Source organism: Rathayibacter sp. PhB151, from assembly GCF_004366415.1.
Taxonomy (GTDB): Bacteria; Actinomycetota; Actinomycetes; order Actinomycetales; family Microbacteriaceae; genus Rathayibacter; species Rathayibacter festucae.
Window position 1 is genome coordinate 239,491 of sequence record NZ_SOEN01000008.1, and the last position, 21,135, is coordinate 260,625.

Consider the following 21,135-nt stretch of genomic DNA (forward strand, 5'->3'; position numbering starts at 1 on the left):
ACCTCTCGTTGCTCCAGATTCTGTCACGATCTGGAGCAGATCTGGAGTGGGGCGACGCGGGATGCGGGCGAGCGGCCGGTCAGCGGGTGGCGGTAGTTCCCCGGGGCGTGCGGGTGGCGACCGCGTGGGACAGCAGGGTGGCGGCCACGCCCACGGCGACGCCGATCGCGGTCTCGAGGGCGCGGTCGCGCAGGAGGACGAACTCGTCGGTGTGGTGGGCGAGCTCGACCATCAGGATCGCGAGCGGGGTGATCAGGGCGAGGGTCAGGCCGTAGTTGCGGCCGACGACGAGCTCGGCGAGCATCTGCAGCAGCACGACGACACCGATCGTGGCCAGCGGGGACAGCGGCAGGGCGAGCAGCGCGGCGGCGATCGCGACGCCGATGACGGTGCCGAGCATCCGGTGGCCGGCGCGGACGAGGCGGGCGGTCGCGTCGGCGCCCGAGACCGCCGCGACGGCGGAGACCATCGCCCAGTAGGGGTGGCCGAGGCCGGTCGCGGTGGGGATCGCGCCGGCGATCAGCACGACGGCGCCGAAGCGGAGCATCCCGGCGCGGGTCGTGGAGCGGACGGCGGCGGCGCGGAAGGAGGGTCGCCACGGCGTCGCGGGCAGCAGCCGGGCGCGCGGGGCGGCGATCCCGCTCACTCCGATGAGCAGCGAGAAGGCGGCGGAGGCGGCGGCGAGGGCGAATGCCTCCGGGATCCGCGTCGCCTCGACGGGCACCGACGCGCAGGCGGTGACGGCGAACACCGGGAAGAGCGGGCCGGGCGGGTGCCAGTGCAGGGCGTCGCTGAGATAGGCGGCGCCGGCGGCGGAGAGGGTGACCACCGGGATGATCAGCCAGTCGCGCTGCGGCGACAGGGCGACGGCGCTGCCGATCGTCACCATCGCCACGAGGTAGGCGGCGGCCGAGGCCTGCATCAGCAGGCGCGGGCGGTGGGTGTGCCGGCGGCCGTAGAGCGCGGTGAAGGCGCCGAAGGTGGCGTAGAGGGCGAGGTCGGTGCGGCCGAAGACCCAGAGGAGGAGGAGCGGCACCGCCATCGAGATCCCGGCGCGCAGGGCGACGCGGTGCGCGCCGTCGTGCGGGCCGAAGGCGACGAGCTCGCGGGGGTGCGGCAGGGCGCTGCGGAGGGAGGGGGTGGCGGGCATCGGAGTCCTCGGGTCGGCGGGCGGATCCGAGCGGCAGCGGCCGGAGAGGTCGTTCACGGGTGAACCAGATATACTTTACTCGTGAATCATCTTCTGTCGAGCGACTCGTCGCATCCGGACCACGACGCGGCTCCGGACGCCGTCGACGAGATCCGCGCGGGCTGGCGCCGGCTGCGGCCCGAGCTGGACACCTCGGCGGTCGATGTCGCCGGGCGGCTGATCCGCGCCTCCGCCCTGCTCGTGCGGGCGACCGAGGAGCGGCTCGCCGTCTTCGAGCTGACCCGCGGCGAGTTCGATGTGCTGACGACGCTGCGCCGGCTCGCCGCGCCGCAGTCGCCGACGACGCTGCGGACGATCGGCCTCGCCTCCGCCCCTGCGGTGACGAAGCGGCTGCACGCGCTCGAGCGCCGCGGGCTGGTGCTGCGGACCGCGAACCCGGCGGACGGGCGCGGCGCGCTGATCGCGCTGACCGCCGAGGGGACCGCGCTGGTCGACGCCGCCTTCCCCGAAGTGCTCGAGGTGGAGCGGGAGCTGCTCGCCGCGGTGCCGGACGCGCTCCGCGACGACGCCGCCCGGGGCCTGCGGGCGGTGCTCGCGAGCATCGAGGCGGCGCCCGAGCGGTGACCGCGCCCGCACGCCGCGGCTACCGTGGAGCCATGCGCCTCACGTCCAGCTTCACCGTGGACACGCGGCCGCCGGTGCTGCAGCTGGTCAAGACGGCGGCGGCGACCGTCGTCACCTGGATCATCGCCGCCCTGATCTTCCCCGGGACGCTGCCCGTCTTCGGCGCCATCGCGGCGCTGCTGGTGGTCGCGCCGAGCGTGAACCAGTCGTTCTCGAAGGCGCTCGAGCGCAGCGTCGGCGTGATCATCGGGGTGGTCGTCGGGTCGCTGATCGGGACCGCCTTCGGCGACGACAGCGCGATCGTCCTCGGGGCGATCGTCGCCGCGATCGCCGTGGGCTGGGCGGTGCGGCTGACGCCCGCCTCCGCCGTGCAGATCCCGATCAGCGCGATGCTCGTGCTCTCGGTCGGCTCGGTGACGCCGAACTACGCCGTCGACCGCATCCTCGAGACGCTGATCGGCGCGGCGGTCGGCATCGTCGTCAACGCGCTGATCGTCCCGCCGATCACGCTGGCGCCGGCCGAGCGGGCCGTCGGCGACCTGACCGCGCAGCTCGCCGCGGCTCTGGACGACCTGGCCGACGTGCTCGAGACGAAGGTCGGCCGCGAGCGGCTCAGCGAGCTGCTGATCAACGCGCGGCTGCTGCAGACCATGCAGACCAAGGCGGAGGAGGCCATCGCCACGGGCGAGGAGTCGCTGCGGCTGAACCCCCGCCGCTCAGCGCACCGCGACCGGCTGCTGGCGCTGGACTCCGTCACTCCGCGGCTCGCCCGCATCGTGACGCGCGTCCGCGGCATGACCCGCACGGTGCACGACCTCTACGACCAGGACCTGGTGGGCGAGCCGACGATCGGGGACATCGCGGTGCAGCTGCACCGGGCGGCGCACGACCTGCGGCTGCTTGTGCAGTCCTCGGTCGCGGTGCCGGAGCCGGAGCCGATCACCGACGAGCTGCCGGCGCTCACCGCCCCGCTCGTCATCGTGACCCCGCACCCGGAGCACTGGATCCTGCTGGGGGCGCTCGCCGAGGACCTGCGTCGCATCCGCGAGGAGATCGTGGGCGAGGAGTCCTGAGCGGGCTCCGCGCTCAGCGTGCGGTGGGCGTGTCGAACAGGCCGGGCCCGGAGTCGCCGTCTCCGGCATCGGTGTCGGACTCCTGCAGCGCGGCCGGGTCGGTGGCCTCGGCGTGCTGGGTCTTGCCCTCCGCGATCAGCGAGTCGTCGTCGACGAGGATGCCGGCGAGCTCGGTCACCCGGCCGCGGAGGGCGCCCAGCGGGTCGTCGATCGGGGCGTCCTCCTGCGAGCGGTCGACCTCGTCGTCCGGGAAGCGGCGGAGCTCGGCCTCGTCGCGGTCGGGCTGCGGGGCGCGGGCGTGCTCGACGCAGAGCCGGGCGACCTCCTCCGCGTGGGCGTGCATCACGGAGTGCGAGGCGTCCGGGATCTCCCAGGCGCGCGCGTGCGGGATCGCCTCGGCGACCTCCTCGGCCCACTCCCGCGGGACGAGGCGGTCGAACTCGCCGCGGATGACCAGCGTGGAGGCGCGGATCCGGGGCAGGACGTCCTCGATCCGGTACTGCATCATCTCGGGCAGCACCCGCGAGAACCAGCGCGGGCCGCAGAGCAGGTACGCCGCGGCGGCGAGGACGGCGACCTGCACCGGCTCGCGGACGCTCGACTGGAGGAAGCGCCAGGCGGCGACGGGGATGCGGCGCTCGTGCGGGTTCATCACCGGGCCGAGCAGGACGATCGTGGTGAGCTCGGGGCGGCGCGCGGCGAGCTCCGCGACGACCTGCGTGCCCATCGAGTGGCCGAGGACGACCGGGTCGTCGAGGCCGAGGTCGTCGATGACGGCGCCGACCAGCTCGGCGTAGTCGCCGATGGTCATGTGCCGGGCGTTCGGCGGGTGCGGGACGCCGCCGAAGCCGGGCAGGTCGAGGGCGTGCACGGGGCCGAACTCGTTGAGCGCGGGGGCGAGCCGCTCGAAGTAGGTGGCGGCGACGCCGATGCCCGGGACGAGGACGAAGGTGCGCTCGCCGGTGTGGCCGACGGTGTTGACGCGGGCGTAGACGTCGCGGCGGTGGACGCGGAGGACGGAGACGTCGGTGTTCTTGTAGCGGCGGCGCGGGTCGCGCCGGCGGGAGCGCGTGGTGGAGAAGACGTCGCGCAGGCCGTGGCGGACGCTCGAGGCGAGGGCGCGCAGGGGGCGGCCGGGGTAGGGCACGGGCGCCTCCTCGGGTGTCGCGGCGCAGCGGCCTGGCGGGAACGGGTCGGGGGAGAGCCTAGGCGCTGGCCGATCCGCTCAGATCAGCATGTCCTCGGAGCGGTGGAGGATCAGCCGGGCCGGCCCGATGTGGAGGAGGCCGTTGGTGAGCGGGGCGCAGCGCACGCCCCCGCGGCGCCGCATCGCCTTGAAGGCGCCGGGCGCGAGCGAGACGTCCATCCAGGCGCAGGGGTTGGCCGGGCGGCCGCCCTGGAACTCGATCCGCTCGCCGCCCTGCTCCACCGCGAAGGTGCGGCCGGCGAGCGCGTCGATGTCGGCGCCGCGCACGATGATGTTGCGGCGGGTGTCGGCGGGGTCGAACGCGGCACGGCCGAGCTCCGCCGCGACGTGCTCGAGCGACTCGATCGCGAAGAGGGTGACCGCGGCGGTGCGATGCGCGCGCTGGGCGAAGTAGCGGTCGCCGACGATGCCGAGTCCCGCGCGGATCTCGATCCGCTCGGGCTGCTCGTTGCCCTCGGAGGGGATCGGGCCGTCGGCCGGCCGGCCCTCGAACCGGTGCAGCGGCGAGACGACGAAGCGCACGAGCTCGATCGCGGCGGCCTCCATGACTGCCACGGTACGCGGGCCCGGGCGGGCGCCCGCTCGATTCGCGGCGGGGCTCCCCGATGTGTATAGTCGTACCTCGTTGCGTGCGCCCCCCAAGGCCACGCGATGGACTGCGCCCGTAGCTCAACGGATAGAGCATCTGACTACGGATCAGAAGGTTGGGGGTTCGAATCCCTCCGGGCGCACTCTGGTTGAGACAGAACAGGACGGCCCGCTTCGGCGGGCCGTTCTTGGTTTAACGCCTTATCCAGCCGCTCGCTCGCGATCGCGGCGTTGCGCCTGTGCAGAGGCCGAAGCGGCGTCGGCCGGTGGATCGAGCGAGCGGTCGACGGCCGCGGCGATGCCGCCGAGGTCCGTGGTCGCGCTGAGCTCGTCGACACGGCTGCTCGCGGGACGTCGCGCGCCAGCTCGGGTGCGGGGCGGCGGCGGCGCGAGGGGGAGGGCTAGCGTCGTCGGGGCGGGATCTTGCGCAACTCGGGTTCCGGTCTCGTGCGGTGGACGGTTGCGGCGGGGAGGGTGGCCCTGCATACTCAAAACCATACGATGCAAGGTTTTGGGTGCGACCGCTCGATTCCGCACACTCGATGACGAGAGGGAACGATCATGACGACGTCCAGCGGATCCGCGGCGGGGATGCCCTCGGGCATGACCACCGCGACGGCGACGGTGCGGGGGCACCACGCGTTCTCCGAGCCGACCGAGCCGGCGACGAAGGGCTACGTCTTCTGGCTGCTCGCGGCGCAGCTGATCTTCTTCATCGCGCTGCTCGGGCCGGCGGTCGTCGGAATCGGCCTCAAGATCCAGTCGCTCGTCGAGTCGGGCGAGATCGCGCAGGACGGCGCGACCGGCGCCGCGGCGGTGCTCGGCGGCTTCGGCGCCCTCTTCGCCACGATCGCGAACGTCGTCGTCGGCCGCCTCTCCGACCGCACGACGAGCCGCTTCGGCCGGCGCCGGATCTGGATCGTGACCGGCACGGTGCTGATGACGGTCGCCTTCGCGATCATGGCGCTCGCCCCTACCCTGCTCGTCGCGACCGTCGGCTGGTCGCTCGCCCAGCTCGGCGCGAACATGACGCTCGCCCCCTTCACCGCGACGCTCGCCGACCAGGTACCGAAGTTCCAGCGCGGCAAGATCACCGCGGCGCTCGGCATCGCGCAGAACGTCGGCATCCTCGGCGGCACCTACGTGGCCCAGGCGTTCGCCGGTCAGCTGGTCGTGATGTTCGTCGCCCCGTCGATCCTCGCGATCGTCGCCATGGTCGTCTTCGCGGTCGTGCTGCCCGACAAGCGCCTGCCGCAGGCGCCGCCGCGCGCGACGCTGCGCGACTGGGCCGAGACCTTCTGGGTCAGCCCGGTGAAGAACCCCGACTACGCGCTCGCCTGGTGGTCGCGCTTCCTGATCATCTTCGCGAGCTTCGGCTTCACCACCTTCCGCTTCTTCTACCTCCTCAACCACATCGGCGTGGAGGAGGGGAGCATCCCGGCCGTGATCACCACCAGCGTGCTGATCTACACGGTGACCCTCGTCGGCGCGAGCTACTTCGCCGGCTGGCTCTCCGACCGGATCGGGCGCCGCAAGGTGTTCGTCTGGAGCTCGACCGCGCTCTTCGCGGTCGGCACCTTCGCGCTGATCTTCGTGCAGGACATCGGCGCCTTCTACGTCCTCGAGGCGGTCCTCGGACTCGCCTACGGCATCTACGTCGGCGTCGACCTCGCGCTCGTCGTCGACGTGCTGCCGAACCCCGACGACTCGGGCAAGGACCTCGGCGTCTTCAACATCGCCAACGCGCTGCCGCAGACGCTCGCGCCGCTGGTCGGCGGCATCCTCGTCTACGTCAGCGACCCGACCGGCAACAACTACGGGCTGTGGTTCACGGTCTGCGCACTGGCCGCGGTGGTCGGCGCGCTCGTCATCCTCCCCATCAAGAAAGTCCGATAGGCCTTTCTCAGACGTCCATAGGACAGGCTGGTCGGAGACGACAGTCCTGCCCGCACCACCATCACCAGTGAAAGCGACATCGATCATGACTCTGCCCCTGGCCTCCATCCAGCTCTACACGCTGGCCAAGGAGTTCTCCGAGGACCCGAACGGCTCGCTCGAGAAGCTCGCGGCGATCGGACTGAAGAACGTCGAGGCGTTCGACTTCGTCCGCCGTCCCGCCGAGATCCGCGCCGCGCTCGACGCGAGCGGTCTCGCCTCGCCGACCGGCCACGCTCCGCTGCTCTCCGACGAGCTGTGGACGCCGGACGGCTCCATCCCCACGCCCGCCCCCGAGGTCGTCTTCGAGGCGGCCGCGCAGATCGGCATCCAGACGGTCATCGACCCGTTCGTCTCGGCCGAGCGCTGGCTGACCGAGGACGGCGTGGCGGACATCGCCGACCGCCTGAACAAGGCCGCCGAGGTCGCCGCGACCTTCGGCCTGAAGGTCGGCTACCACAACCACGCGCAGGAGTTCATCGCCTCCTTCGACGGCGAGACCGCCTACGAGCGCTTCGTCGCGACGACCGACGAGCGCGTCGAGATCGAGCTGGACCTGTTCTGGGCGCTGACCGGCGGCCAGGACGGCCCCGCGCTGGTGTCGAAGCTGGGCTCGCGCCTGGTCGCGGTGCACGTCAAGGACGGCATCGCGCCGGCCGAGAACCCGTTCGCCCCCGGCGCCGCGGCCTTCGGCTCGGACACTCTCGACCAGCGCCGCCCGGGCGAGGGCGACGTGCCGCTCGTCGAGGCGCTCAAGGCCGGCGAGGGCGCCATCAAGTACGCCGTCATCGAGTACGACAACGCCCCCGGCGACGTCTTCGCGGACATCCAGGCCAGCTACGACTTCCTCGTGAAGGGCGGGTACGCGGCATGAGCGGGCCCATCGGGATCGGCGTCATCGGCGTCGGCGTCATCAGCGACACCTACCTCGAGAACCTCGCGTCCTTCCCGGACGTCGAGGTGCTCATCGTCGGCGACCTGCTGCTCGACCGGGCGAAGAGCCAGGCCGAGAAGCACGGCGTCCCCGCCTGGGGCTCGGCGGAGGACGTCCTCGCGCACGCCGGCGTGCAGGTCGTCGTCAACCTGACCATCCCCGCCGCGCACGTCGAGGTCTCGGCCGCGGCGATCGCCGCGGGCAAGCACGTCTGGAGCGAGAAGCCGCTGGGCTTGGACCGCGCCGGCACCGCGCAGCTGCTGAAGGACGCCGCCGCCAAGGGGCTGCGCGTCGGCTCGGCGCCGGACACGCTGCTCGGCCCGGGCTTCCAGACCGCGAAGCGCGCGATCGCGGACGGCGTGATCGGCGAGCCGATGTTCGCGTCCACCGTCTTCCAGACGGTCGGACCGGACCTCTGGCACCCGAGCCCGGCGTTCCTCTTCGCGCAGGGCGCGGGCCCGCTGCTGGACATGGGTCCGTACTACTTCACCGGACTCGTCAGCCTGTTCGGACCGGTCCAGCGGGTCGCGGCCCTCGGGCGGAAGAAGCTCGAGGAGCGGGTCATCCGCTCCGGCCCCGACGCGGGGACGACGTTCCCGGTCGAGGTGCCCACCTCGCTGCAGGTGCTGACCTCGTTCGCGGCCGGGCCGCAGGCGTCGAGCCTGCTCAGCTTCGACTCCGCGCTCGAGCGCCACGGCGTCTTCGAGATCCACGGCACGGAGGGGTCGATCGTGATCCCGGACCCGAACCAGTTCGAGGGGCGCACCGCGTACGTGAAGGCCCGCACCTCGATCGCCGACGGCCAGTGGGGCGAGCAGGAGTGGACCGAGATCGAGCAGAAGGGCACGGTCGTCGGCCGCGGCCTCGGACTGCTCGACATGGTCCGCGCGATCGCCGAGGACCGCCCGCACGTGGCCACCGGCGAGCTCGGCTTCCACGTGCTCGACGTGATGCTGTCGGCGCAGGAGTCGGCCGAGAACGGCGAGTTCGTCGCGATCGACAGCACGCTGTCCGCGCCGGTGCCCGCGGTGCCGGTGGACTTCGACCCGTTCGCGCAGACGCTCTGACGCGCTGACGGTCTCGCCGTGGCCCCCGCTCTCCACTCTCGGAGGGCGGGGGCTTCGGCGTGGGTGGGTCTCGCTGCGGTGCTGCGCACAACATCAGCTGAGAGCAACCGGCCTCCTCTGTCAGCCGAGGGACCCCCTTCTCAGCTGATGTTGTGCGCGGCTGCGGCGGCAGAACATCGGCTGGAAGCGCTTGTCATCGCTGATGGGCGATGAGACGGATTCCTGGCTGATGTTCTGCGTCCGCGTCGGACGATGACGACATCGGAGGGGCCGCTGCAGGGCCGCCGTGCTGAGGATGTGGGTCTCGATACGCCGCTGCGCGGCTACTCGACCAGGATGCGGGGGCGCTGCGCGGCTGCTCGACCAGCATGCGGGGGCGCTGCGCGGCTGCTCGACCGGCATGGAGGGGGCGCTGCGCGGCTGCTCGGCCGGCGTGCAGTGCGCGTCAGGGGGGCGGGGGCGTCAGCTCGCGGCGGAGGCGGGCGAGGGTGTCGCGGAGGCGGGTCTTGACGGTGCCGATCGGCAGGCCGAGCTCGGTGGCGATCTCGGCGTGGGTCAGGCCTCGGACGTAGGCGAGGAAGAGCAGGTCGCGGTGCTTCGGCGCGAGACGGCGGATCTCGGCGGCGGCGCGGCTGAACTCGCCGACGATCTCGCCGTGCGACTCCGCCTCGTCGATCTCGCGGAGGTAGCTGTGGATCGCGTACCGGTGGTCGCGCTCGCGGGAGGACTGAGAGGCGCGGACCCGGTCGATCGCGCGGCGGCGGGCGATCACGGCGACGAGGTGCTGCTGCTCCTCCAGGACCGCGTGCCGGCCGGCGGAGCGCCAGAGCTCGAAGTAGGTCTCCTGCGCGACCTCCTCGGCCTGCGCGTGGTCCTGCAGGATGCCGACGGTGATCGAGCGGACGCGGCGCACGGTCCGCTCGTAGAGCCGGCGGAACGCGGCGTGGTCGCCGTCGGCGAGGCCCGGGACGAGGCCCTCCGGAGCGGACAGGGCGTCGGCGGTCACGGAGCGCTCAGCACCCGGCGGACCCCAGGCTGCCTTCGGAGTGCGGACGGAGCTCCTCCGCCAGGCGCTCGAACGCGGCGACTGCCTCGTCGTTGCTGACCCGGCCGGCGTCGACGCCGTCCGCGATGCGGAGGATCTCGAGCTTGCGGTCGGCGCGGGCGGCCGTGTCCAGACCCGCGGTGCCGACGGCGGCGGTGGCCTGGACGCGGGCCACGATGGTGCGCACCTGCCAGCGGCGACTGTTGAACGACATCCTTGCGACCTCCTCGATCGACCCCGTGCATCATTCGGAGCCGCGGCTCTGTCCGATGGGTGTCGGGGAGGAGGAGGGAGTCAGGGCAGCTGGTCCTCGAGGTGGAAGACCTCGGTCAGCTGCAGGAAACCGGTGTCGGGGGCGCCGTCGAGCTCGACGAAGAACTCGGCCATCTCGGCCTGCCAGCGGGCGTTGACCTCGGTGGCGGCCATCCCGGCGCGGGCGGCGTCGAGGGACGGGGTCTCGAAGTAGCCGATCAGCAGGCCGTCGGGGCGGAGGAAGAGGGAGTAGTTGTTCCAGCCGGTGGCCTTCAGGGCGGCGGCCATGTCGGGCCAGATGGCCGCGTGGCGGCGGGTGTACTCGGGGATGCGCTCCGGTCGCACCTGGAGCTGGAAGCAGACACGCTGCATGGGGTGGGGCCTTTCGGTGGGGGATCTCGATACGCGCCCTGCGGGCGCTACTCGATCGGCATGGAACATGCTGGTCCAGCAAGAAACATGCTGGTCGAGCAGCCGCGGAGCGGCGTATCGAGACCCACCGTTTCAGGGACGGTGGATCTCGATACGCGCCCTGCGGGCGCTACTCGATCAGCATGGATGGCGTCGCCCTGCGGGCGCTACTCGATCAGCATGGCGCGATCAGTAGGACTGCGACGGGTCAGAAGTCGAAGTCGGCGATGTTGTCGGCGGTGAAGGTGAACGGGTCGCCCAGGAGGACGGTGCCGTCGGCGTCGACGGTGAAGGAGCCGAGGTCGCCGGCCTCGAAGGTGTCGCCCTCGGCGCCGGTGATGTCGCCGTCGATCAGGGCCTTCGAGGCGTAGGCGGCGAGGTAGCCGAGGTCTCCCGGGTTCCACAGCGCGAACGCGGTGACGGTGCCGTCCTCGACGAACTCGCGCATCTGGTTCGGCGTGCCGAGACCGGTCAGCGCGACCTTGCCCTTGAAGTCCGAGGTGGAGAGGTAGCGGGCGGCGGCGGCGATGCCGACCGTCGTGGGCGAGATGATGCCCTTGAGGTCGGGGTGGGTCTGCAGGAGGGCCGCGGTCTTGTCGAACGAGGTCTGGTCGTCGTCGTCGCCGTAGACGGTGTCGACGAGCGTGACGTCCGGGTGGTTCGCGGTGAGCTCCTCCTCCATCAGCTCGATCCAGGCGTTCTGGTTCGTGGCGTTCGCGGAGGCGGAGAGGATCGCGACCTCGCCGCTGTCGCCGATCTGCTCGGTGATCAGGTCGACCTGCGCCTTGGCGATGCCCTCGGCGGTGGCCTGGTTGATGTAGAGGTCGCGGCAGTCGGCGTTGGTGTCGGAGTCGAAGGTGACGACCTTGGTGCCGTTGTCGCGCGCCTCGTTCAGCGCGTCGCAGATCGCCTTCGGGTCGTTCGCCGAGACGACGATCGCTCCGGCGCCCTGCTGGGTGAGCGTGTTGATGTAGGAGACCTGCGCGTCGGGGGAGGCCTCGGCGGGGCCGACCTCGGCGTACGTGCCGCCGAACTCCTCGATGGCCTTCTCGCCTCCGGCGTCGGAGGTGTCGAAGTAGGCGTTGCCGAGGTTCTTCGGCAGGAAGGTGATCGAGTAGTCGCCGGAGCCGGCGTCGCCACCGGAGTCGCCGCCGGTGTCGCCGTCGGAGGCGGAGCAGCCGGTCGCGACGAGCGCGACCGAGACGGCCAGTGCGGTGAGGGTGCCGAGGCGGCGCCCACGGGAGGAGAACATCATCGTCTGCCTTTCGTCGAGGTGCTGTGGGGGTGGTGCGGGGTGGTGCGGGTGCTGTGCCGGTGATGCGGGATCAGGGGCGTCTCCTGCCCGAGCGCCGCAGTCGCGACAGCCAGGCCAGGAAGCTGGTGGACACCACCGAGAGCACGAGCAGCACTCCGGTGATGATGTTGATGACGTCGGAGGTGACGTTCGCGAGGCGCAGGGCCGAGGCGATCACGCCGATCAGGATCACGCCGGCGATCACGCCGTGCAGGGCGCCGCGGCCGCCGAAGATCGACACGCCGCCCAGCAGGACGGCCGCGATCACCTGCAGCTCGAGCCCGGTCGCGTTGTCGCCGCGGGCGGAGCCGTAGCGGAGCGTGTAGTAGATGCCGGCCAGCGCGGAGACGGCGCCGGAGACCACGAACAGGATGAACTTGGTGCGGTTCACGTTCACGCCGGAGAAGATCGCCGCCTCGTCGTTCAGGCCGATGGCGAAGACGCCGCGGCCGAAGCGGGTGGAGTGCAGCACCACCGCGAAGACGATCGCCAGGATCGCGAACGGCAGCACCACCAGCGGCACCGGGCCGACGAGCTTCGCCTTCGCGAGGTCGGTCCAGAACTCGGGGAAGTCGGTGACCGCGGTGGTGCCGAGCAGTCCGACCGCGAGCCCGCGGTAGAGGGCGAGCGTGCCGATCGTGACGGCGAGCGAGGGCAGCCCGACGACGGTGACCAGGAAGCCGTTCAGCGCTCCGCCGACGGCGCCCGCCACGATCGCGATCAGCGCGGCGACCTCGAACGGCACTCCGGCCTGGTGCAGCGTGCCGGTGAGCACGCTCGCCAGCCCGACGGTGGAGGCGACCGACAGGTCGATCTCGCCGGTGATGATGATCAGCGTCATCGGCAGCGCGATCAGCAGCGTCGGCGCGATGTCGAGGAAGAGGTAGGTGATGGTGATCGGCTTGTCGAAGCTCTTCACCGAGGCGGAGGCGACGACGATCACGAGGATCAGCAGCACGACGATCGCCGTCTCGCGGCTGAACAGGACGCGCTGCCAGGCCGGCCGGGCGTAGTCGCGGTACTCGCGCGCGGTGCGCACGGCGGTGGTGTCGGTGACGAGGCTCATCAGGAGTCGTCCCTCTCTTCGAGGAGCTTGCGGGACTGTCGGAGGGAGAGCACGCGGTCGAGCACGATCGCGCCGATGATCAGCACGCCGACCACCGCCCGCTGCCAGAAGTCGGGCACGCCCAGGATCGGCAGGGCCCGGTTGATGGTGAGCAGCAGCACCGCGCCGATCGCCGCGCCCCAGACCGTGCCGGAGCCGCCGAAGATCGCGACGCCGCCGATCACCGCGGCGCCGACCGCGTCGAGCTCGTAGCCGGAGCCGGCCTGCGAGTTGACGGTGCCGTAGCGCGCGGCGTACAGCACGCCGGCCAGGCCGGTCAGCGCGCCGGACACGACGAAGGCGACCAGGATGCGCCGGGTGACGGGCAGGCCGTAGAGCCGCGCCGCGTCCGGGTCGGAGCCGATCGCGTAGAACTCGCGGCCGGCGCGCTGGTTGCGCAGGTACCAGCCCGCGGCGACCAGCACGACGAGGGCGATGATCGTGAGGTACTGGATGGTGAGGAACTGCCCGGTGCCCAGGGCGAGGAAGTCCTTGGGCATGTCGGACGCGTTGATCCGGTCGCTGCCCGTCCAGGCGACGTTGATGCCGCGGTAGGCGTAGAGCGTGCCGAGGGTGATCACCAGCGCGGGGACCTTCGCGAACGCGACGAGCGCGCCGTTGATCAGCCCGAGCAGTCCGCCGAAGACGATGCCGGCGGCGAAGACCGCGAGGATCGGGATCCCCGGCACGTCCAGGAACAGCCGGCCGGTGAGGTAGGCGGTCAGCCCCAGGATCGAGCCGACCGAGAGGTCGACCGAGCGGGTGATGACGACGATGGCCTGGCCGACCGCGATCAGGATCAGGATCGACGGGGTCAGCAGCAGGTCGCGCCAGCCGTCGGGGGAGAAGAGGAAGGTCGGGTTCTTCGCGGTCGTCGCGATGACGACGAGGACCAGCGCGAGCAGGATGCCCGTCTCGCGGGCCCGGACGAAGGAGCCGAAGCCGGAGGCGAAGGCGTTGGGCTTGGCGGCGGGCACACGCTTCTGCGTCGGTGCCTGGGCGGTGCTCATGCGGCTGCTCCTCTGGTGGCGGCGAGCATCACGGTCTCGCTGGTGGCCTCGGCGCGGTCGAGCTCGGCGGTGATCCGCCCCTCGCGCATCACCAGGACGCGGTCGGCCATGCCGAGCACCTCGGGCAGCTCGGACGAGATCATCAGGATCCCCATCCCCTCCCCGGCGAGCTGCGAGAGCAGCCGGTGCACCTCGGACTTGGTGCCGACGTCGATGCCGCGGGTCGGCTCGTCGATGATCAGGACCCTCGGGTTCGTGGCGAGCCACTTGCCCAGCACGACCTTCTGCTGGTTGCCGCCCGAGAGCGTGCCGGCGACGGTGTCGAGCGCGTCGGTCTTGACCTCGAGGCGCGCGGCCCAGTCGCGCGCGGCGGTGTTCTCGCGGCGGCCGGTGATCAGGCCGCCCTTGGAGAGCGACTTCTGGATCGCCATCGTGATGTTGCGCGAGACGGAGGAGTCGAGCACGAGGCCCTGCTTGCGGCGGTCCTCGGGGACGAGCGCCAGCCCGGCGCGCATCGCGGCCGAGGGGCTGCCCGCCGGGATCCGGCCGCCGACGAGGGTGACGGAGCCGGAGTCGTAGGGGTCGACGCCGAAGACGGCGCGGGCCACCTCGCTGCGGCCGGCACCGACGAGGCCGGCCAGGCCGACGATCTCGCCGGCGCGGACGGTGAAGGAGATGTCGTGGAAGACGCCGGCCGAGGTGAGGCCGCTCACCTCGAGCAGGACGTCGGTGATCTCGGTCGCCTGCTTGGGGAAGAGCTCGGTGATGTCGCGGCCGACCATCTCGCGGACGATGCCGTCGACGGTGGCGTCCTCGGTGGCGGTGGTGGAGATGTAGGCGCCGTCGCGCATCACGGTGATGGTGTCGCAGAGCGAGAAGACCTCGTCGAAGCGGTGCGAGATGAAGATCAGCGCGCGGCCCTCGTCGCGGAGCGACCGGGCGACGGTGAAGAGGCGCTCGACCTCGACGCCGGAGAGCGCGGCGGTCGGCTCGTCCATCACGAGGACCTTCGCGTCGAGCGAGATGGCCTTGGCGATCTCGATGATCTGCTGGTCGGCGATGGAGAGGCCCTCGGCGGGGCGGTCGGGGTCGATCCGGACGCCGAGGCGCTCGAAGAGGCCGACGACCTCGGTGCGCATCGCCTTGCGGTCGATGCGGCCGAGGCGACCGCGGGGCTGGCGGCCCATGAAGATGTTCTCGGTGACGCTGAGATCGGGGAAGAGCGTCGGCTCCTGGTAGATCACGGCGATGCCCGCGGCCTTCGACTGCGCGGTCGAGGAGAAGTCGACCGGCTCGCCGTCGAGGAGGAACTCGCCCGCGTCGCGCTGGTGCACTCCGGCGATGATCTTGACGAGCGTCGACTTGCCGGCGCCGTTCTCGCCGACCAGCGCGTGGATCGACCCGCGGTGCACGGCGATGGTGCCCGAGCGCAGCGCGACGACGGCGCCGAACGCCTTGACCACGCGGGCGAGCTCGAGTGCGGGTGGCGGATCTGATGCCACGGGTGGTACCTCCTCATCGAGGGGAATCGCGGTCAGGTCCCGGCTTCGGATGAAGAGGACCTGAATCGATTCATCCAGCTTCATCGCTACTATAGGGACGCTGAGCCGGAGCGGTCAACGCGAGATGCGGCTCGGCGTCCCAGGGGAGGCGATGTGGCGCGAGTGAGCATCCGCGACGTCGCCCTGCGCGCCGGCGTCTCGGTCGGCACGGTCTCCAACGTGCTCAACCGGCCGGACGAGGTCTCCGACGACTCGCTCGCCCGGGTGAACGCCGCCGTCGAGTCGCTCGGCTACGTGCGCAACGACGCGGCGCGGAAGCTCCGCAACGGCGTGAGCTCGACCGTCGGCTTCGTGGTGCTCGACGGGCAGAACCCGTTCTTCAACGACGTGGTCCGCGGCGCGGAGGACGAGGCGTCGCGCCACCAGATCGCCGTGCTCTACGGCAACACCGACGAGGACCCGTCGCGCGAGCGGCAGTACCTCGACCTGTTCGAGGAGCAGCAGGTGCGCGGCGTGCTGATCGCGCCGTACGGCGACATCTCGCAGCGGCTGGAGAAGCTGCGCGGGCGCGGGGTGCCGGTCGTGCTGGTCGACCGCTTCAGCGGGGACGGCCGCTACAGCTCGGTCTCGGTCGACAGCGTGGCCGGCGGGCGGATGGCGGCCGAGCACCTGATCGCGACCGGGCGGCGCCGGCTCGCCTTCGTGGGCGGGCCGTTCGAGATCCGCCAGGTCACCGACCGGCTGGCGGGCGCGCGGGTCGCGGTCGAGAACAGCGATGCGTCGGTCGATCTCGAGGTCGTGGCGACCACGGCGCTGACCGTCGCGCAGGGGGTCGCCGCCGGGATGCGGATCCTGGCCCGCCCGCGGCGCGACCGCCCCGACGCGCTCTTCGCGGCCAACGACCTGGTCGCGCTCGGACTGCTGCAGGCGCTCGCCGTGGACGGGCGGATGCTGGTGCCGGACGAGATCGCGCTGATCGGCTTCGACGACATCTCCTTCGCCGCGGCCGCCGCCGTGCCGCTGTCCTCGATGCGGCAGCCGAGCTCGGTGATCGGGCGGACCGCGCTGCGCGTGCTGCTCGAGGAGGCAGCGGACCCGGAGCTGATCCCGCGGCAGACGGTGTTCCTGCCGGAGCTGGTCGCGCGGGCGTCGACGCGGGCGCGGCGCTGAGGCGGCGGCTGCGGATCGGCCTCCCGCTAGCGTGGACGGGATCGTCGACCGGATCCGAAGGAGCATCTCGATGACCGCAGCACGCCAGGACACCGTCAGCGCCGCCACCGTGCGGCACCTCCCGTGGGCCGCGCCCGCGCGGGAGCCCGCGATGAGCACCGCGGTCGACCGCCACGACCGGTGGCGGCTGACCAGCCGCTCGGTGCTGCGCGAGGGCCGGCCCTTCGTCCCGGTCTCCGGGGAGCTGCACTACAGCCGCGTGCCGCGCGCGCGGTGGGAGGAGCGGCTGCGGTTGATGCGCGCGAGCGGGGTGACGGTCGTGGCGTTCTACGTGATCTGGATCCACCACGAGGAGGCGCGCGGAGAGCGCCGCTTCGACGGGGACCTCGACGTCGGCGCGTTCGTCGACCTCTGCGCCGAGGTCGGCTTGGACGTCGTGCTGCGGGTGGGGCCGTGGTGCCACGGCGAGGTCCGCAACGGCGGGTTCCCGGACTGGGTGCAGGCCGCCGAGGTGGAGCACCGGACCGACGACCCGGGGTACCTCGCGCTCGTCCGGGACTGGTTCGGCGCGCTCGGCGGGCAGCTGGCGTCGCGGTGCGGACCGGGCAGCAACGTGGTCGCGATCCAGATCGAGAACGAGATCTACGACCAGCCCGAGCACATCCGGACGCTGAAGGGCCTGGCCCGGGAGGCGGGGCTGACGGCGCCGATCTGGACATCGACGGGCTGGGGCGGCGCCGACCTGCCGCTGGACGAGGTGCTGCCGCTGTTCGGCGGCTACGCGGACGGCTTCTGGGTCGAGTCCGACTCGCCGTGGGACTCGACGTTCCGCGACCACTTCTTCTTCAGCCACCAGTGGGACGACCCGGGGATCGGCGCCGACGTCCGCGGCGCGACGACGGACGCGGTGACGCCCCGCGCCCCCTCGCTCGACTACCCGCCGGCGACCTGCGAGCTCGGCGGCGGCATGGCCACCGCCTACCACCGGCGCCCGGCGGTGCAGCCGCTCGACATCGCGGCGGTCGCGCACACCAAGATCGGCAACGGCTCGGCCTGGCAGGGCTACTACATGTACGCCGGCGGCATGAACCCGCGCAGCGCCGTCGCCGACGGGCTGCAGGAGTCGCAGGCGACCGGCTACCCGAACGACCTGCCGCGGTTCGACTACGACTTCCGCGCGCCGATCGGAGCGAGCGGCCGGCCGTCGCCGACCCTCGCGCTGCTGCGGCGCCAGCACGCCTTCCTCGAGGCCTTCGGCGAGCGGCTCGCGCAGATGCCGTCGACGCTGCCGGACGAGCTGCCGGTCGACCAGCAGGACACGGACACGCTGCGCTGGGCGCTGCGGAGCGACGGGTCGAGCGGCTTCGTGTTCGTCACCTGGCACCAGCCGCACGAGCCGCTGCCGGAGCACCCCGGCGTGGTGCTCGAGGTCGGCCTCGACGACGAGGTCGTGCGCTTCCCCTCCGTCAGCACGCCCGTGCCGGCGGGGACGCTGGCGGTCTGGCCGGTGCGGCTGACGGTCGGCGGGGTCCGGCTGGACTGGGCGACCGCGACGCCGCTGACGCTCCTCGACGGGGCGGAGCCGACGCTGGTCCTGGTGGCGGCCGCGGGCGTCGTCGCCGAGCTGGCCTTCACCGAGGGCACGCGGCTGGAGGTCGACGGGGAGCGGCGGGACGGCGCGCTCCTCCGCCTCGACGTCGTCGAGCCGGTGCTGGTGCGGGCGCAGGGCGACGGGGGTGCGTGCTCGGTGCTGATCCTGTCCGCGGAGGCGGGCGAGGAGGCGTCGGTGCTCGTCGACGCCGGCTCGCGTCGTCTCGTCCTCTCGGAGGACCCCGTGTGGCTCGACGGAGCGGGGCGGATCGCGGGTGACGTCCGGGCGGGGAGTCGCCTGCCGCGCGTCTACGACCCGGAGGGGCAGCGCTTCGTCCCGGTCGCCGGATCGGCGGCGTCGATGCGGCCGGAGACGGAGGCGGCCGAGGCGCCCCTGCTCCGCGCGAGCGACGCCGTGCCGGTGTCCTACGGGGAGTCCGCGGGGCGCGCCTCCGCACCCCGGGACGCCGACTTCGCCGCCGCGGCCGCGCACCGGCTCGAGCTGCCGGAGACCGATCCGGCGGCGCAGCGGCGCGAGCTCGAGATCCACTGGGCCGGCGACGTCGCCCGGATCCTCGTTGGCGGCGAGGTCGTCGCCGATCAGTTCTGGGACGGCGGACCGTGGGTGCTCGACCTGGACGCGCTGAACGCGGGCTCCGGGGACGTCGTCCTGGAGATCCTGCCGATGTCGCCCGACGCGCGGATCGGCCTGACCGGGAGCGCCGAGGAGCGCCGGCGCCGGGACGCTTCTCCTCTTCTCGAGCTCGGCCCGGTCGTCCTGGCGCACTGGTACCGCTGGACCGAGGACTGACCGGCGCCCAGGTGGCGTGCACGCCCGGAATCTAGGGTGGGCGGATGACCTCCTGGAGCGCCGCAGACATCCCCGACCAGACCGGCAGGACGTTCGTCGTCACCGGCGCGAACAGCGGACTGGGGGAGGCGACCGCGCGGGCGCTCGCCGAGCACGGCGCCCGCGTGGTCCTCGCCTGCCGGACCGTCGAGAAGGGCGAGCGGGCGGCGGAGCGCATGGGCGGCGATGTCGTCGTCCGGCGGCTCGACCTCGCCGACCTCTCCTCGGTGCGCGAGTTCGCCGAGGCGACCGGGCCGATCGACGTGCTGGTCAACAACGCCGGCATCATGGCGGTGCCGGAGGGGCGCACCGCGGACGGCTTCGAGCTGCAGTTCGGCACGAACTTCCTCGGGCCGTTCGCGCTGACCGGGCTGCTGCTGCCGCGGATCGCGGACCGCGTCGTGTCGCTCTCGAGCCTCGCCCACCGCTTCGGCACGCTCGACTTCGACGACCTCAACTGGGAGCGCCGCCGCTACAGCCCGTGGCCGGCCTACGGGCAGTCCAAGCTGGCCGACCTGGTCTTCGCGTTCGAGCTGCACCGGCGCCTGCGCCGGGCCGGGTCGAGCGTCGGCTCGATGGCCGCGCACCCCGGCATGTCGGTCACCGAGCTGCACACGCACACCGGCGACGGGCAGGGCGCGATCATGGGCGCCCTGATGCGCACGGTCGGGCAGAGCGGTGACGACGGCGCGCTGCCGACGCTGCTCGCGGCGACCTCGCCCGACGCGCGCTCCGGCGCCTACTACGGACCGGGCGGCCTCGGCGAGGTCCGCGGGGCGCCGCGCCAGGTGAACCCGAACCGCGCCGCCCGCGACCGGGACGCCGCGCGCCGGCTCTGGGACCGCGCCGTCGAGCTGACCGGGGTGTCGCCGCTCGACGCGAGCTGAACGGGACCGCTCCCCGAGGACACTCGCTCCCGCCCGATCCCGGCTCCTCCGTACACTGGCGAGCGCGCGGGAAGCCGCCGCCGGACCCCGAGGAGCACCGTGGCAGCACGACGAACGACCGCCGCCGCGACGCTGCACGACGTCGCCCGGGCGGCGGGGGTGTCCCTGGCCACCGCCTCGCGCGTGCTCAACGGCAGCGCGCGCAAGGTGCAGGGCGAGTACCGCGAGCGAGTCGAGGCGGCCGCGGCCGAACTGGGCTACTCCGCGAACCCGGCGGCGCAGGCCGTCGCGCGCGGGACCACCTCGACGATCGCGCTGCTCGTCAGCGACATCACCGACCCCTACTTCTCGGGCATCGCCTCCGGAGTGATCGCCGCCGCCGACGCGTCGCGGCTGGACGTGCGGATCGCCGTCACCGACCGCGACCCGGACAAGGAGCTCGGCCTGGTCCGCTCGCTGCGCGGTGGGCGGCCGCGGGCGATCGTCCTGGCCGGCAGCCGCTTCGCCGCCGACCGGCACCGCGACGCGCTGATCGCCGAGCTGCAGGCCTACGAGGCGTCCGGCGGTCGGGTCGCGATGATCAGCCAGGGCGGGCTGCCGTTCCCCTCGGTGCAGGTGGACAACCGCGCCGGAGCGCGTGCGCTCGCGGCGGCGCTCGCCGAGGCCGGCTACCGGCGCTGCGCGATCGTGCGCGGTCCGGAGGCAGTGCTGACGTCGTCCGACCGGGTCGCGGGGTTCCTCGAGGGGCTGGCGGCGGCGGGGGTGAGCGTCGATCCGAGTCTGATCGTCGAGGCGCCGCTCACCCGGGACGGCGCGTTCGACGCGGCGGCCGCGCTGCTGGCCGAGCGCGCCGGCGACATCGACCTCGTCTTCGCGGTGACCGACCTGATGGCCGTCGGCGTCGCCTCCGCGATGCGCGCGGCCGGAGTCGAGCCCGGCACGGGCATGGGCGTCGCGGGCTTCGATGATGCCCCGATCGCGGAGGACGTGCACCCGGGGCTGACCACGGTCGCCGTGCCGCTGGCCGCGCTCGGCGAGCGCGCCGTCGCCGCGGCCCTCGGCGACGAGGCCGACGGGGCCTCCGTCGAGCTGCCCACCCGCGTCGTCCTGCGCGCGAGCACCCCGCCGCGGGCCGCGCCGCCCGCGTAGCGCGCGTCGTGCTGGTCGAGTAGCCCTGCAGGGGCGTATCGAGACCCGCCTTCCCCTGAAGGGCAGGTCTGCAGACGCCTGTTCTGACGGTGGTGGATCTCGATACGCCCGCTGCGCGGGCTACTCGATCAGCATGGGGCGCGCGCGAGCCGCATCGCCGGAAGGAGCGGCGCAGCCGGCACATGCTGGTCGAGCAGCGCGCAGCGCGTATCGAGACCCGGTCGCCACCGTTGCTCCGCTGGATGGGAAAGCGCTTGCCCACAGCACCGGTCCGCGGCTAGCATCAGGAAAA

The 21,135-nt window shown here is 72.6% G+C and carries 19 protein-coding genes and 1 tRNA gene; 10 read left to right on the forward strand and 10 right to left on the reverse strand.

Annotated features, from left to right (window positions below; all coding sequences use genetic code 11):
- Window positions 1–79: 79 nt before the first annotated feature.
- Window positions 80–1,150, reverse strand: a complete 1,071-nt coding sequence (locus EDF35_RS14805) for an FUSC family protein (protein ID WP_133962884.1) — start codon at window positions 1,148–1,150, stop codon at window positions 80–82.
- Window positions 1,151–1,231: 81 nt separating this feature from the next.
- Here EDF35_RS14805 and EDF35_RS14810 point away from each other — a divergent pair, with 81 nt between their 5' ends.
- Together EDF35_RS14810 and EDF35_RS14815 are read left to right on the forward strand one after the other, a co-directional pair.
- Window positions 1,232–1,774: a MarR family transcriptional regulator gene (locus EDF35_RS14810; RefSeq protein WP_133962885.1), complete on the forward strand. Its 543-nt coding sequence runs from the start codon at window positions 1,232–1,234 to the stop codon at window positions 1,772–1,774.
- A 32-nt stretch (window positions 1,775–1,806) separates the two neighbouring features.
- On the forward strand, window positions 1,807–2,847 hold the full coding sequence (locus tag EDF35_RS14815) for an FUSC family protein (RefSeq protein WP_123732706.1): 1,041 nt from the start codon (window positions 1,807–1,809) through the stop codon (window positions 2,845–2,847).
- Between the two features lie 13 nt (window positions 2,848–2,860).
- Here EDF35_RS14815 and EDF35_RS14820 read toward each other — a convergent pair whose 3' ends face one another.
- Both EDF35_RS14820 and EDF35_RS14825 read right to left on the reverse strand, forming a co-directional pair.
- Entirely contained in the window at window positions 2,861–3,994 is a 1,134-nt protein-coding gene (locus EDF35_RS14820) for an alpha/beta hydrolase (RefSeq protein WP_243840000.1), read from the reverse strand.
- Window positions 3,995–4,072: 78 nt separating this feature from the next.
- Complete coding sequence (locus EDF35_RS14825; protein ID WP_123446774.1) at window positions 4,073–4,600, reverse strand: MOSC domain-containing protein; 528 nt, start codon at window positions 4,598–4,600, stop codon at window positions 4,073–4,075.
- A gap of 112 nt (window positions 4,601–4,712) precedes the next feature.
- On the opposite strand from EDF35_RS14825, the gene EDF35_RS14830 reads away from it, so the two are divergent.
- From EDF35_RS14830 to EDF35_RS14845, 4 genes are all read left to right on the forward strand, one after another.
- Window positions 4,713–4,785, forward strand: a tRNA-Arg gene (locus EDF35_RS14830).
- A 418-nt stretch (window positions 4,786–5,203) separates the two neighbouring features.
- Window positions 5,204–6,538: an MFS transporter gene (locus EDF35_RS14835; protein WP_208110589.1), complete on the forward strand. Its 1,335-nt coding sequence runs from the start codon at window positions 5,204–5,206 to the stop codon at window positions 6,536–6,538.
- A gap of 85 nt (window positions 6,539–6,623) precedes the next feature.
- Window positions 6,624–7,451: a sugar phosphate isomerase/epimerase gene (locus EDF35_RS14840; RefSeq protein ID WP_123705500.1), complete on the forward strand. Its 828-nt coding sequence runs from the start codon at window positions 6,624–6,626 to the stop codon at window positions 7,449–7,451.
- Window positions 7,448–8,578, forward strand: coding sequence for a Gfo/Idh/MocA family oxidoreductase (locus EDF35_RS14845; protein ID WP_133962886.1), 1,131 nt, complete (start codon window positions 7,448–7,450; stop codon window positions 8,576–8,578). Before EDF35_RS14840 ends, EDF35_RS14845 begins: the two co-directional genes overlap by 4 nt.
- A gap of 445 nt (window positions 8,579–9,023) precedes the next feature.
- Here the strand turns inward: EDF35_RS14845 and EDF35_RS14850 are convergent, their stop codons facing one another.
- From EDF35_RS14850 to EDF35_RS14880, 7 genes are all read right to left on the reverse strand, one after another.
- Complete coding sequence (locus tag EDF35_RS14850; protein WP_123705498.1) at window positions 9,024–9,584, reverse strand: sigma-70 family RNA polymerase sigma factor; 561 nt, start codon at window positions 9,582–9,584, stop codon at window positions 9,024–9,026.
- 7 nt (window positions 9,585–9,591) lie between these two features.
- Window positions 9,592–9,837, reverse strand: a complete 246-nt coding sequence (locus tag EDF35_RS14855) for a hypothetical protein (RefSeq protein ID WP_123446770.1) — start codon at window positions 9,835–9,837, stop codon at window positions 9,592–9,594.
- 80 nt (window positions 9,838–9,917) lie between these two features.
- Window positions 9,918–10,247: an L-rhamnose mutarotase gene (locus tag EDF35_RS14860; RefSeq protein ID WP_123446769.1), complete on the reverse strand. Its 330-nt coding sequence runs from the start codon at window positions 10,245–10,247 to the stop codon at window positions 9,918–9,920.
- 247 nt (window positions 10,248–10,494) lie between these two features.
- Entirely contained in the window at window positions 10,495–11,541 is a 1,047-nt protein-coding gene (rhaS, locus tag EDF35_RS14865) for a rhamnose ABC transporter substrate-binding protein (protein WP_133962887.1), read from the reverse strand.
- A 70-nt stretch (window positions 11,542–11,611) separates the two neighbouring features.
- Window positions 11,612–12,646, reverse strand: coding sequence for an ABC transporter permease (locus EDF35_RS14870; protein ID WP_132437977.1), 1,035 nt, complete (start codon window positions 12,644–12,646; stop codon window positions 11,612–11,614).
- Complete coding sequence (locus EDF35_RS14875; RefSeq protein ID WP_133962888.1) at window positions 12,646–13,695, reverse strand: ABC transporter permease; 1,050 nt, start codon at window positions 13,693–13,695, stop codon at window positions 12,646–12,648. Before EDF35_RS14875 ends, EDF35_RS14870 begins: the two co-directional genes overlap by 1 nt.
- Window positions 13,692–15,197: a sugar ABC transporter ATP-binding protein gene (locus EDF35_RS14880; protein WP_243840001.1), complete on the reverse strand. Its 1,506-nt coding sequence runs from the start codon at window positions 15,195–15,197 to the stop codon at window positions 13,692–13,694. Before EDF35_RS14880 ends, EDF35_RS14875 begins: the two co-directional genes overlap by 4 nt.
- A gap of 153 nt (window positions 15,198–15,350) precedes the next feature.
- Here EDF35_RS14880 and EDF35_RS14885 point away from each other — a divergent pair, with 153 nt between their 5' ends.
- The 4 genes from EDF35_RS14885 (at window position 15,351) to EDF35_RS14900 (ending at window position 20,843) form a co-directional block, all read left to right on the forward strand.
- Entirely contained in the window at window positions 15,351–16,367 is a 1,017-nt protein-coding gene (locus tag EDF35_RS14885; protein WP_123705492.1) for a LacI family DNA-binding transcriptional regulator, read from the forward strand.
- Window positions 16,368–16,437: 70 nt separating this feature from the next.
- Window positions 16,438–18,768, forward strand: coding sequence for a beta-galactosidase (locus tag EDF35_RS14890; RefSeq protein WP_133962890.1), 2,331 nt, complete (start codon window positions 16,438–16,440; stop codon window positions 18,766–18,768).
- Between the two features lie 44 nt (window positions 18,769–18,812).
- Complete coding sequence (locus EDF35_RS14895) at window positions 18,813–19,694, forward strand: oxidoreductase (RefSeq protein WP_133962891.1); 882 nt, start codon at window positions 18,813–18,815, stop codon at window positions 19,692–19,694.
- Window positions 19,695–19,793: 99 nt separating this feature from the next.
- A complete protein-coding gene (locus EDF35_RS14900) occupies window positions 19,794–20,843 on the forward strand; it encodes a LacI family DNA-binding transcriptional regulator (protein WP_133962892.1) in 1,050 nt (349 codons plus the stop codon).
- Window positions 20,844–21,135 lie beyond the last annotated feature (292 nt).

Coding starts and splice junctions, on each gene's coding strand:
- EDF35_RS14870 (WP_132437977.1), bottom strand. CDS start 12,646: ATGAGCCTCGTCACCGACACCACCGCCGTGCGCACCGCGCGCGAGTAC.
- EDF35_RS14845 (WP_133962886.1), top strand. CDS start 7,448: ATGAGCGGGCCCATCGGGATCGGCGTCATCGGCGTCGGCGTCATCAGC.
- EDF35_RS14860 (WP_123446769.1), bottom strand. CDS start 10,247: ATGCAGCGTGTCTGCTTCCAGCTCCAGGTGCGACCGGAGCGCATCCCC.
- EDF35_RS14895 (WP_133962891.1), top strand. CDS start 18,813: ATGACCTCCTGGAGCGCCGCAGACATCCCCGACCAGACCGGCAGGACG.
- rhaS (WP_133962887.1), bottom strand. CDS start 11,541: ATGATGTTCTCCTCCCGTGGGCGCCGCCTCGGCACCCTCACCGCACTG.
- EDF35_RS14825 (WP_123446774.1), bottom strand. CDS start 4,600: ATGGAGGCCGCCGCGATCGAGCTCGTGCGCTTCGTCGTCTCGCCGCTG.
- EDF35_RS14855 (WP_123446770.1), bottom strand. CDS start 9,837: ATGTCGTTCAACAGTCGCCGCTGGCAGGTGCGCACCATCGTGGCCCGC.
- EDF35_RS14805 (WP_133962884.1), bottom strand. CDS start 1,150: ATGCCCGCCACCCCCTCCCTCCGCAGCGCCCTGCCGCACCCCCGCGAG.
- EDF35_RS14875 (WP_133962888.1), bottom strand. CDS start 13,695: ATGAGCACCGCCCAGGCACCGACGCAGAAGCGTGTGCCCGCCGCCAAG.
- EDF35_RS14890 (WP_133962890.1), top strand. CDS start 16,438: ATGACCGCAGCACGCCAGGACACCGTCAGCGCCGCCACCGTGCGGCAC.
- EDF35_RS14815 (WP_123732706.1), top strand. CDS start 1,807: ATGCGCCTCACGTCCAGCTTCACCGTGGACACGCGGCCGCCGGTGCTG.
- EDF35_RS14840 (WP_123705500.1), top strand. CDS start 6,624: ATGACTCTGCCCCTGGCCTCCATCCAGCTCTACACGCTGGCCAAGGAG.
- EDF35_RS14835 (WP_208110589.1), top strand. CDS start 5,204: ATGACGACGTCCAGCGGATCCGCGGCGGGGATGCCCTCGGGCATGACC.